The 11,562-nt window shown below is 43.4% G+C and carries 10 protein-coding genes and 4 pseudogenes; all 14 read left to right on the forward strand.

The window, feature by feature from the left end; translation table 11 throughout:
- The coding region (gene efp / locus VZ94_RS15210) for an elongation factor P (RefSeq protein WP_045779883.1) at positions 1–437 on the forward strand (437 nt) is incomplete at its 5' end.
- 5 nt (positions 438–442) lie between these two features.
- Positions 443–1,414: an EF-P lysine aminoacylase EpmA gene (gene epmA / locus VZ94_RS15215; protein ID WP_338040441.1), complete on the forward strand. Its 972-nt coding sequence runs from the start codon at positions 443–445 to the stop codon at positions 1,412–1,414.
- Between the two features lie 67 nt (positions 1,415–1,481).
- Positions 1,482–3,801: pseudogene (gene bamA, locus VZ94_RS15220) on the forward strand (outer membrane protein assembly factor BamA).
- Positions 3,802–3,892: 91 nt separating this feature from the next.
- A pseudogene (locus VZ94_RS15225) lies at positions 3,893–4,394 on the forward strand (OmpH/Skp family outer membrane protein).
- 47 nt (positions 4,395–4,441) lie between these two features.
- Positions 4,442–4,887: pseudogene (fabZ, locus tag VZ94_RS15230) on the forward strand (3-hydroxyacyl-ACP dehydratase FabZ).
- Positions 4,888–5,659 (forward strand): annotated as a pseudogene (gene lpxA / locus VZ94_RS30950) (acyl-ACP--UDP-N-acetylglucosamine O-acyltransferase).
- Positions 5,660–6,220: a ribonuclease HII gene (gene rnhB, locus VZ94_RS15240; RefSeq protein ID WP_045779885.1), complete on the forward strand. Its 561-nt coding sequence runs from the start codon at positions 5,660–5,662 to the stop codon at positions 6,218–6,220.
- Positions 6,221–6,685: 465 nt separating this feature from the next.
- Positions 6,686–7,354 carry a YncE family protein gene (locus VZ94_RS23330; RefSeq protein ID WP_052700606.1) on the forward strand — a complete coding sequence of 223 codons (669 nt, stop codon included), beginning with the start codon at positions 6,686–6,688 and terminating at the stop codon, positions 7,352–7,354.
- Positions 7,355–7,493: 139 nt separating this feature from the next.
- The gene (locus VZ94_RS15250) at positions 7,494–7,895 is read left to right on the forward strand and encodes a hypothetical protein (RefSeq protein ID WP_131655583.1); all 402 of its coding nucleotides are present in this window, start codon (positions 7,494–7,496) and stop codon (positions 7,893–7,895) included.
- Positions 7,873–8,988, forward strand: coding sequence for a c-type cytochrome (locus VZ94_RS15255; protein WP_045779887.1), 1,116 nt, complete (start codon positions 7,873–7,875; stop codon positions 8,986–8,988). Before VZ94_RS15250 ends, VZ94_RS15255 begins: the two co-directional genes overlap by 23 nt.
- 86 nt (positions 8,989–9,074) lie before the next feature.
- Positions 9,075–9,566: a hypothetical protein gene (locus VZ94_RS23335; protein ID WP_131655584.1), complete on the forward strand. Its 492-nt coding sequence runs from the start codon at positions 9,075–9,077 to the stop codon at positions 9,564–9,566.
- Entirely contained in the window at positions 9,523–10,377 is an 855-nt protein-coding gene (locus VZ94_RS23340; protein ID WP_052700609.1) for a hypothetical protein, read from the forward strand. The genes VZ94_RS23335 and VZ94_RS23340 overlap by 44 nt, the downstream gene beginning before the upstream one ends.
- A 151-nt stretch (positions 10,378–10,528) precedes the next feature.
- Entirely contained in the window at positions 10,529–11,182 is a 654-nt protein-coding gene (locus tag VZ94_RS15265; RefSeq protein WP_045779888.1) for an RNA polymerase sigma factor, read from the forward strand.
- Between the two features lie 59 nt (positions 11,183–11,241).
- On the forward strand, positions 11,242–11,562 hold a 321-nt coding region (locus VZ94_RS15270), incomplete at its 3' end, for an anti-sigma factor (RefSeq protein WP_204369164.1).

The raw sequence follows: 11,562 nt of genomic DNA on the forward strand, positions 1-11,562 counted from the left end.
ACTTAAAAACTGGACGCGTCATAGAAAGAACGTTTAAATCGGGTGATACGTTAGAAGGCGCTGATGTCGTCGATGTGGCCATGCAGTATTTATATAATGACGGTGAGTTTTGGCATTTCATGGTGCAGGATACCTTCGAGCAATATCAAGCCGATGCTAAAATTGTTGGTGATGCCAATTTATGGTTAAAAGACCAAGATTCTTGCACAGTGACGTTATGGAATGATTCACCGTTAGGCGTGACACCGGCTAACTTTGTTGAATTGGAAATTATTGAAACTGACCCTGGTGTGCGTGGCGATACGTCGGGCGGCGGTGGTAAACCGGCTAAATTGGCTACTGGCGCGGTGGTAAGAGTGCCATTGTTTGTACAACAAGGTGAAGTTATTAAGGTCGATACCCGTACTGGCGAGTATATTTCCCGCGTTAAAGACTAGTGTCTGTGCTTTGGCAGCCTGCTTGTGAGCTTGACGCGTTGCGACTACGCGCTCAGCTATTGCAAGCGATTCGTCAGTTTTTCCAGCAACGCGGCGTATTGGAAGTCGAAACGCCGCTGTTATGCCAAGCTGTGGCGACCGATCCGCAATTGGATTTTTTTACTACGCGCTTTCATTTGACGCCGCACCAGCAAACCTTGTATTTGCAAACATCACCTGAGTTTGCGATGAAGCGCTTGCTGGCTGCAGGTAGCGGCTGTATTTTTCAAATTTGTAAAGCGTTTAGAAACGGTGAAACAGGGCGTATGCATAATCCAGAATTTACCCTTTTGGAATGGTATCGGGTAGGTTTTGATTTAGCGGCGTTAATGGATGAAGTGGCAGAGTTATTGTTAACGCTGTTAGCGCCCGTCGGTATTACTCACTGTGAGCGTATAAGTTATGTGAATGTGTTCGTAGAGCATACGGGCCTAAATCCGTTGGTCTTTGACAGTGAGGCGTATCATGCTTATGTGAATTCGCATGGGTTTGCTGATGCAAGTACGTTATGCGGTGAAAATCATGCATTGTGGCTGGATTTTTTGTTTAGTCATTGCGTACAGCCGCTATTAGGGCTTGGGCAGGTGACATTGGTCTATGGCTATCCTGCGTTGCAGTCTTCGTTGGCTAGATTAAATTCTGACGACGCACGCGTGACTGAGCGCGTTGAAGTGTTTGTGTCAGGCGTTGAGCTTGGCAATGGTTATGAGGAATTAACCGATGCCGTTGAGCAAGAGCGACGCTTTAACCATGAGGTTGCCGCTCGACAACAGCAAGGATTGGCCCCGGTTATTAAAGATCAGCGGTTATTGGCGGCGTTACAGTCGGGTTTGCCGGCATGTTCTGGTATTGCCATTGGTGTTGATCGTCTTTTAATGTTGGTGTCTGGTTTAAGCCATATCGACGCTGTGCTCGCGTTTCCTATTGCTAGAGCGTAAGCGTATCGGTGGCTAGCTATGCTATAATCCCCAACAGTTTTCGTTTTAGCAGTTTTCGCGCCTTTTCATGAAGAAATCCAAAGTTCTTGCCCGTTTATTTTTATTAGGATGTTTATTAACACCTGTTGCTTATAGTGCCGAATCATTTACGGTTCAAGATATTCAAGTCAGAGGTTTGCAAAGAATCACATTAGGTACAGTGTTTAATTACTTACCGGTTAATGTGGGCGATCAGTTTTTCTGAGCAAAATGTTGGGCCGACTATTAAGGCCTTGTTTAAAACAGGTTTTTTTAAAGATATTTCGTTAGAGCGCGAAGGTTCGACATTAATTGTCAACGTCGTTGAGCGCCCTGCGATAGCTAAAATTGTCTTTGAGGGTAATAAAGAATTATCTAAAGAAGATTTGAAAAAAGCTTTAGACAAAATAGGTTTATCGGAAGGCAAAACCTTTGATAAGCAAGTGTTGGACAAGGTAGAGCAAGAATTGAGCCGGCAATATTTAAGTCATGGCAAATACGGTTTGAAAATTAAAACCGAGGTTACCACGTTAACCCGTAACCGTGTCGGTATTAATATCAATATTTCTGAGGGTAAGGTTGCTAAGATTAAGCATATTAATATCGTTGGTAATACGGTATTCGATGACAAAACCCTGTTAGATACATTAGAGTTAAGTACCACCAATTGGTTATCGTTTTATTCCAAAGATGACCAATATTCTAAGCAAAAATTATCAGCAGATTTAGAAACTTTGCGTTCGTATTACATGGACCGAGGATATATCAATTTCGCTATTGAATCGACGCAGGTTGCGATTACCCCAGATAAAAAAGATATTTACATTACGATTAACGTTAAAGAAGGTGATGTTTATACGCTGGAAAAAGTTAAACTCGCCGGTAATTTAATCGTTGCGCCCGAAGAGTTAATTAAATTAGTTAGCGTGGGACCTGGCGAAATTTTTTCGCGTAAAAGCGCTACCGAAACCTCGAAAGCTATTTCGGATCGTTTAGGGGATGATGGTTATGCGTTCGCCAACGTAAATATGGTGCCGGAAATTAACGAGGCAACTAAAACGGTCGCGATGACATTTTTCGTTGATCCTGGCAAACGGGCTTATGTTCACCATATTAACATGAGTGGCAACACGAAAACCCGCGATGAAGTGTTACGCCGCGAAATGCGGCAAATGGAGTCGAGTTGGGCGTCTAGCTCTAAAATCGAGCGCTCAAAAACTCGCTTAGAGCGCTTAGGTTATTTTGAATCGGTGAATGTCGAAACACCCCAAGTACCAGGCACTAACGATCAAATCGATGTCAATTTTGCCGTGACCGAAAAAGCGTCCGGTAACTTATCGGCAGGTATTGGTTTCTCGCAGGTGCAAGGTATTGTGTTAAATGCCAATATTTCTCAAGACAACGTATTCGGTTCGGGTAAACGCATTAACGTTGCTTTTAACAATAGTAATTTTCTCACTAGTTATCAATTAGGTTTTTTTAATCCATATTTTACGACCGATGGGGTTAGTGTTGGTTATAACTTAGGTTATACCAAGCGAAATGCTGGGCAAATCAATATTGCTAATTATTCGACCAGCGTGATTAATGCCGGTATGGATTTTGGCATACCATTAAACGAATTTGATCAATTGCGTTTCGGATTTGATGCTAAACATACCGATTTAAGCACAACGGATTTTTCATCGAGGGAAATCAGTAATTTTATTAATACTCAAGGTCATAATTTTTTAACCTTTTCTCCTACTTTTAGCTGGACGCATGATACGTTAAACCGTGCGATATTTCCGTCTAGTGGCGGGCAGCAACGCATAACCGGTTTAATTAGTGTGCCGGGTAGTGATTTAGAATATTATAAAGTTAGTTACAAACACCAGTTATATTTTCCGTTAGCTAAAGATTTGACATTTAGACTGCAAGGTGAAGCGGCTTACGGTGATGGTTATGGCTCTACCGATGGCTTGCCGTTTTTTGAAAACTATTTCGGCGGTGGTACCGGTTCCGTACGTGGTTTTAGAAACAATACCCTAGGCCCTAGAGATTCAAATTCGTTTCCATTAGGCGGCTCGACTAAAATAATCGGTAATGCTGAATTGTTTTTCCCAGTGCCGTTTTTGCCGGAAACCAAATCAGTGCGTTTAGGCACGTTCTTTGACGCAGGTACGATTAATAACAGTCTCTCACTCGATGAACTACGCTATTCTGCCGGTATTTCAGGTGAATGGCTATCACCGTTTGGGGCTTTATCAGTCAGTGCTGCTGTTCCGTTAAATACCGGCTCAACGACCTATGTGGACAATGACGGTAAGACAGTTACGATTGGCGACCAAGAGCAATTATTCCAATTTAACTTTGGGCAAAATTTCTGATAAGTGCTTTTAGTTTAATTAGCTTATCCCCTATAATTCTCAACCATTAACATTTTTCTCTTTAAATATGAAATCGGAGACAGACCGTACAATGAAAACCAAATTAGCCTTAGCCCTGGGTTTGCTTGTGGCAGCCAATGTTAGTTATGCTGACTTAAAAATTGGCTTCGTCAATATTCCTGCCGTGTTAGAAAAAGCACCTCAAGCCGAAAAAGCCAAAAAAACGTTTAGAACAAGAGTTTTCCCCGCGTGATAAGCAATTGGTTGCTCAGCAAAAAGATATTCAAAGCAAAGAAGAGCGTTTGAGCAGAGACTCGGCAGTTATGGGTGAAACTGAGCGTTCTAACTTAGAAAAAGATATTTTGAACAAAAAACGCGATATCAAACGCTCACAACAAGAATTCAGTGAAGATTTTAATGCGCGTAGAAACGAAGAGTTGGGTAAGTTACAACGCCGTATTGTTGAAGCGATTCGTACTATCGCGAAAGAGCAAAACTTCGATTTATTGTTAACTGATGGTGTTATTTACGCGAGTGAACAAATCGATGTGACTGCACAAGTGCAACAAAAACTAACGTCTATGCCTGAGTAACATGCGGTATACCTTTGTAAACGACTCCAACCCTAAAGTACCTTACCATGTCTATCAAACTAGATATTCTTAAAATACAAGACTTTTTACCACACCGTTACCCATTTCTGTTAGTCGATAAAGTGGTCGAGTGTCAGCCTGGAGTGAGTTTACTTGGGGTTAAGAATGTGACGTATAACGAGCCTTTTTTTCCAAGGCCATTTCCCGCAAAAGCCTATCATGCCTGGGGTTTTGATTTTAGAAGCGTTAGCACAGGCGACTGGCTTATTAGCGTCTGAAACGGCCGGTGATGAGCTAGGCGGCATGATTTATTACTTAGTCGGTATCGATGGGGCAAAATTTAAACGTCCTGTAGTACCTGGAGACCAACTCATGTTGTCGGTGCGCTTTTTGAAAAGTAAAACGCAATATTTGGGCATTCGATTGCCATGCCGAAGTCGACGGTGAATTTGTTGCCAGTGCTGAAATCCGTTGCGCTGCTGTGGTCGAATAAGTGATTGATTCAACTGCTATTATAGATAGTCGTGCAGAATTAGCCGACGGTGTATCAGTAGGCGCTTATACCGTAATAGGTCCTGATGTAAAAATCGACACAGGCACGGTGATTGGCTCGCATGTCGTTATTAAAGGCCCTACAAAAATTGGTAAACACAATAAAATTTATCAATTTTCCTCTATAGGCGAAGACCCGCAAGATAAAAAATACGCCAATGAAATTACCCGCTTAGAAATTGGCGACCGCAACATCGTCCGCGAGTTTGCCTCTATGCACAGAGGTACGGTACAAGATCATAGTGTAACCCATATCGGTAGTGACAATTTATTCATGGCTTATACACATGTCGCACATGATTGTGTTATTGGTGATCATGTCATTATGGCCAATGGTGCATCATTGGCTGGGCATGTGCGCTTGAATAGTTATGCTATTTTGGGTGGGTTTACCTTAGTGCATCAGTTTTACTCAAATTGGTCAGTATAGTTTTGCTGCAATGGGCAGCGCGATTACGCAGGATATTCCTCCTTTTGTCATGGTAGGCGGCAAGCCTACTCGCCCACATGGAATTAATTCAGTTGGCATGGAGCGTAATGGTATTTCTGCTGAGGATATTCGCCTTATCCGTAAAGCTTATAAAATCATTTATAAAATGAATTTACGCTTAGAAGATGCGATAGACCAAATGGAAGATTTAGCGGGTGATAGCAAAGAATTATCCGATATGGTTAGCTTTTTACGCAATGTTACACGCGGTATTTTACGTTAAATGCTGATTGCTGGGGTAGATGAAGCTGGGCGTGGGCCGTGGGCAGGTCCTGTGTTTGCTGCTGCGGTGATTTTAAATCCAGAATACCCTATTGTCGGCTTAGCCGATTCCAAAACCCTAAAGCCAGCTAAGCGCGAATATTTAGCTGAGCAAATTCAACAATATGCATTAAGCTTTGCTATTGCCTCGGCTTCGGTAGAGGAGATAGACCAGCTTAATATCTTACAAGCGACGCTCTTAGCGATGCAGCGTGCCGTGGCTGGTTTAGCGCTGATGCCTCAGCAAGTCTTAGTCGATGGCAATCGAGCGCCTAAGCTAGCCATGCCGACACAGGCCATTATTAAGGGCGATAGTCTTGTTGAAGCGATTAGTGCTGCTTCTATTTTAGCGAAAGTCGCTAGAGACCGCTTAATGCTTGAATATCATCAAACCTACCCTGATTTTGCCTTTCATCAACATAAAGGCTATGGTACGGCACAACACGCTAAGGAATTAAAAACGTTTGGTGTGTTAGCCGTGCATAGAAAATCATTTAAACCGATTAGAGAATTGCTTTGCTGACTTGTGCTGAAGGGCTACCCACTTAAGCCGGGACAGGTCATTCGGCAACTGCTCCTGCGTTGCCCTACTACACGCCATCCCTGGCGTTATCAGATTGAATGACGCCGTAAATACGTCCCTGTAGGCTTGGCGGCAGCATCCCTGCTGCCGACACCTTCAGTCTAAACAACCTGTCCTGACTTGGTATTGTCCCGTTTTAAGTTGGTAGCCTGCTGAAGCACTTTTTAGTCTGTTGGTGCTTTTTTGATTGAACCTTTTTCAATTCTTAGGAAATAACTTTGCAAGGGCCGTTTAAAAAACGTGTCCGGCTCGGTTCTGGTGTATAGCGCCGGGGTTGTTTATTTTCCATAGTTAACCATGAATACCTAAGAAACCTATTACGATGAGGAGAACACAGATGAGTCTAGCACAGAGCAAGCAAAAGGCGGGCAGGGGGCTTTTAAATGGTCAGCATTATCGACTGCCATGTTTTTAGCTTTAGTCGCAGGTCAAGCCCAAGCGGATAATCATTCAAGCACAATCGCATTAAATAAAAGCGAAACACAATTATTGAACATCAACCAGGATAGCCATTCGGTCTCGGTGTTTAAAGTCAACTTAGGGGCGAATAACGCTAATGCTTTAAAAAAATTAGCTGAGATTCAAGTGGGCTTTGAACCACAATGCGTCACGATTAAGCCAGATGATAGCGAAGCTTATGTGACGACTGCTGATGGTAATGTATCAGTGATTTCTTTAGCAGAAGGTGATGACCAATTTAGTGTTGTTAAGAAAATTGCAGTCGGCACAGAGCCGCGTGGCTGCGCGTTAACGCCAACTGGAAATGTATTGTATGTGGCTAATCATACGTCAGGTACTGTGTCTATCATCAATACTGCAGATAGAAAAGTCGCTAAAACGGTGACTGGCTTTAATCGCCCTTATGCCGTCGCGATTTCTGATGATGGTGATGGTGATGATACCGATGAAACCATTTTCGTTAGCGATTTTTTAGCTGAAGCCAGTAACAGCGACCAATCTGAAGGGTTTGATACCGGTAAACGCGGCGTAATACGCGCATTTCCATTTGGCTTAGCGGTGTTTTTGAAAAAAAATTACCTTATCGCCGTTAGCGGATTCTGGCTTTACGGCTGACCGTAGCGCATTTTGTCCACAAACCAATGCCAATGTACATAGCTCAATTTATTGCCCTGATGAAACGGCCGCCGCCGGCTCTGCTACTTTAATTAGCGACCCACAAGGTGCTTTCCCCAACCAGTTACATGCCTTGCTCGTGCATGATGGTAAGTTATACGCGCCTAGCATAGGTGCAGCGCCTGAGCCGCCGGTAAAATTTAATGTTAACGTGCAAGCGTTAGTTCATGTCGTCAACCCAACGGCATTAGCTGAAATTAAAAATAATACGGTGAATTTAAATGCGCAAATCAAATTAGAAGCCGCACCTAGCGATCCTACGGCTAGTTTAGGAAAATTATTCGGCAATGACGTGGTCGCTGTTGATGCGAAAGCCAATAAATTTGCCTTCGTTAGTCGTGGCGGTAACTTTGTACTAAGAGCTGGATTGACTGGTGGTAAATTGGATATTGGTGCGCCAAGTAATGTCGTGCGCTTACAAACCGGTCATATTCCAACCGGTATTGTGATGAGCGCTGATGGTACCCGAGCGTTTTACTAATAACTTAGTGGGACGTTCGGTGTCAGTGCTGGATTTTGCGAATAATAAAGTGATAGCGCGTGATATTGAATCAACACCGTTGCCTTTACTCGGTAGCTTCGAGCATAACGTATTAATGGGTAAGTTGGCGTTTTTCACGGCGTTAGGTATTCCTGATAATGGTTTGTCGAATACGGCCATTCGCAGTATCGATCCACTCAAATTCCGTGGTAAGCAATCTGATAATGCATGGAGTACTTGTGCGTCTTGCCATCCAGCCGGGCTAGCGGATGGAGTGACGTGGATTTTTGCTGATGGTCCAAGACAAACGCTGCCATTAGATGCAACCTATTCAAAACGCAGTGCGGCACATGATGCGCGTATCTTAAACTGGAGTGCGGTGCGTGGTAGCAATACTGACTTTAATAACAATTCACGCGGTGTGCAAGGCGGTGTCGGCTTTGCCAGCGATGCGCCGTTTGCTGCGGCTACACCGAATCCTAATATTTTCAATCATGGTATTACCCAAGGTGCTAGTGAGGCCTTAGATGATGAAACTTTGTGGATACAAACCGTACGGCCGTTCTTTATGCCGTCAGCCGGTAATGTAACTGCAGGTAGAACCGTGTTTGAAGAGAACTGCGCGTCTTGCCACGGCGGTGCGAAATGGACTAAGAGTCAAATTTTGTATCGTGATAATCCTGCTTTAGTGGCCGGTGTGCCGCGCGACCCAGGTTTAACGCTTGCTCCAAGCCTTGGTGGTCAAATTCAATCGTTTACGTTAGATGGCAAGACGCTGACTTACTTAGAAAAAGTCGATACATTTGCGAATACCAATGAAGGAGAAATTAAAGCGAACGGTACGACGGCGTTTGGTGGTGATGGTTTTAACGTACCATCGTTGTTAGGTGTACGTTACCATGCGCCTTATTTCCATAATGGTTCAGCTAAGCAATTAGCCGATGTATTTGATGCGCATAAATTGAATAGTGGTACGATTGCGAGTGAGTTGAATACGACTGAAAGGAGTAATTTATTGAAATTTTTGAATACCATTGATGGTCGTACTGAGCCATTCCGTTCTGAGGCGGATGACTTTAGAGATCCTAACTAGTCGCTAACGCATTTACCAACTAAACTAGCTAAGGGTGTCACTGGTGGCAGTGACGCCCTTTTTCTATTAATAAGGCTAGTAAAAGTATGATATTGCATCGACGTTGGCTGATGAACATCAGTATTCTTTTTAATAGTGTGGTTTTTACACCTGTTTATGCCGAGGAAACCTTATGGAGCGCATTGACTACCGGGCATTTCGATTGGTTTTTTCGTTATCGCTATGAGCAAGTCGATGACGGTACGCCTAATTTAGCCAGTGCTTATGCCCAGACGTTACGTTCAGCCATTGGTTACCGTAGTAATAGCTATCGACAGTTTGATGCGTATTTACAAATTGAAAACGTATTGGCGTTAGGCGATGACGGCTTGTATAACGATGGTGGTAGTAACGGCGTTAGCAATCGCGCGGTGATTCTTGATCCTGAAGGGACTGAATTACAACAAGGCTATTTACGTTTTTCCGGTTTGCCTAGAACGCTATTAACAGCAGGTAGGCAAGAAATTACTCATAGGCCCGCGCCGCTACATCGCTATGTCGGCAATATTTTGTGGCGACAAAAATTGGCAAAGCTTTGATGCTGTGCGCGCAATTAATTTATCAATACCGCATACGCTTATTGATTATGCCTATGTCTGGCAAGTCAATCGTATTTTTGGTTCAGATAACCCTAAGCCTGATGCCGCCCGGTTTCAGATGAACAGCCATTTGCTGAATATCCAATACAGCGGCTTATCTGCGGCTAAGCTTGAAGCTTATGGCTACTGGTTGGAATTTACCACGCCTGTTTCGGCAAAGTTTTCCACTGCGACGTATGGGGTACGTGTTTCAGGTGATCAAGTGATTGCGCCTAAAACCAAATGGCTTTACACCGGGGAATATGCCAAACAATTGGATTTTGCCAATAATCCGTATGTCATTGATGCCGATTATTGGTTGGCAGAATTGGGATTGAGCTACATCTTTGACGGTTGGGTACAAAACGCGGGGCTTAAAGTGTCAACCGAATATCTAACCGGTCAAGGTGGGGGCAATACTTTTCAAACGCCACTGGGTACGAATCATGCGTTTCAAGGTTTTGCGGATCGATTTTTAGTGACGCCGGGCGACGGTATTGCCGATTATTTTGCGACGCTACAAATTAAATTTGCTAGTGAAACTCAGTTAAGTGTGGTTTACCATCAATTTCATGCTGAGCATGGCGATTATCATTATGGCGATGAAGTTGATTTAGTGATTGAACATCCTCTGAGTGAGCATTTAATCGCTGGTTTTAAATGGGCTGATTATCGTGCCGATGGCAATACGTTAAACCAAAGCCGGAATCTTGCGTCAGGTCAGGCTTTTGATTTAAGTAAGTTTTGGTTGTACTTACAGTTTTCGCTTTAAATTTCACGCAATATGTGATGGTTAGCCGGTTTTTACCACAAAGTTTTTATGCTGACTGAACTTTCCCCACCTAATTCGGAATTACTTATAAAGGACTTTTCGCTTGCTTTAGGTAGAATAGGAATGATTTCCACTTAAGCCTGGAGTAGCGATGATTCGTGACAACGAACAAGCGCAAAACTTTCGTGTCCAGCACGAAATGAATAGCGATGATGGGCTATTAATGCAGCGTATTGCGGCTAAGGATCGTGCTGCATTTACTCAGTTTTATCATGGTTATGCGCCTAGAATCGGTAAGTTTTTGATAGCGTCATTAAAATCTAAAGATTTAGTTGATGAAGTGGTTAACGAGGTCATGTTAACGGTGTGGCAAAAAGCAGAATCCTATGATCCAAATCAAGGCAAGCTGAGTAGCTGGGTGTTGGGTATTGCGCATAACAAGTGTTTAAAGTTGTTAGAACGCAATAGACGCTATCAGACCGATGAAACTATTGACGAGTTAGCAGTTTATGATGCCGATTTGGACGCTGACGATGCCGTATTGCATGCCGTTTTAGTCGATAATAACAACCCTGAACGCATTCATATAGGTAAGCAAACAGGAATGGCATTAACAGTGGCATTACAGCAATTGAGTTTTGAGCATAGGACCGTTTTAGAATTAACGTTTATCGAACAGTGTAGCTATCAGGAAATTGCCACTATTACTGGTTGTCCGGTAAATACGGTAAAAACCCGTGTGTTTCATGCCCGTAAGAAGCTAGCCGATTTATTAGCAGAGCGCGGTATTTACCTCGGTGGTTAACCGCTTTTGGGTGTTGTTATGTCAATAACGAACACTCGCTTAATGATGAAGATACGACGGTGAAGAATCCAGATTTAATGAACTTAACGGCGAGGCAAGATGTGCATCAACAAGTACAACTCTTATTACCTTGGTCAGTTAATCAACGCTTAACGCTTGACGAGCAGCGCTTAGTGGCTGAGCATACCCTCGAATGCAGTCAATGTGCAGATGAACTGTCGGCACTGCAAGCGCTCGCTGAACATATTCAAAGTGCTGCTGAAAGCTATCAGTGGCAACCGCCTGCTGGACAATTAGAACAGTTGCTCAGCGCGATTGATGATTGGGAGCAACAAACCCATAGCATACAATCTAAAGTGAGTGAGCAAAACACTCTTGGC

Origin of the sequence: Methylocucumis oryzae (assembly GCF_000963695.1) — a bacterium.
In the GTDB taxonomy this organism is placed as follows: domain Bacteria; phylum Pseudomonadota; class Gammaproteobacteria; order Methylococcales; family Methylomonadaceae; genus Methylovulum; species Methylovulum oryzae.

Excerpts from the sequence above, each read along its gene's own strand:
- rnhB (WP_045779885.1), top strand. The coding sequence starts at position 5,660 with ATGCTGATTGCTGGGGTAGATGAAGCTGGGCGTGGGCCGTGGGCAGGT.
- VZ94_RS23330 (WP_052700606.1), top strand. The coding sequence starts at position 6,686 with ATGTTTTTAGCTTTAGTCGCAGGTCAAGCCCAAGCGGATAATCATTCA.
- VZ94_RS15255 (WP_045779887.1), top strand. The coding sequence starts at position 7,873 with ATGGTACCCGAGCGTTTTACTAATAACTTAGTGGGACGTTCGGTGTCA.
- VZ94_RS23335 (WP_131655584.1), top strand. The coding sequence starts at position 9,075 with ATGATATTGCATCGACGTTGGCTGATGAACATCAGTATTCTTTTTAAT.
- VZ94_RS23340 (WP_052700609.1), top strand. The coding sequence starts at position 9,523 with ATGTCGGCAATATTTTGTGGCGACAAAAATTGGCAAAGCTTTGATGCT.
- VZ94_RS15265 (WP_045779888.1), top strand. The coding sequence starts at position 10,529 with ATGATTCGTGACAACGAACAAGCGCAAAACTTTCGTGTCCAGCACGAA.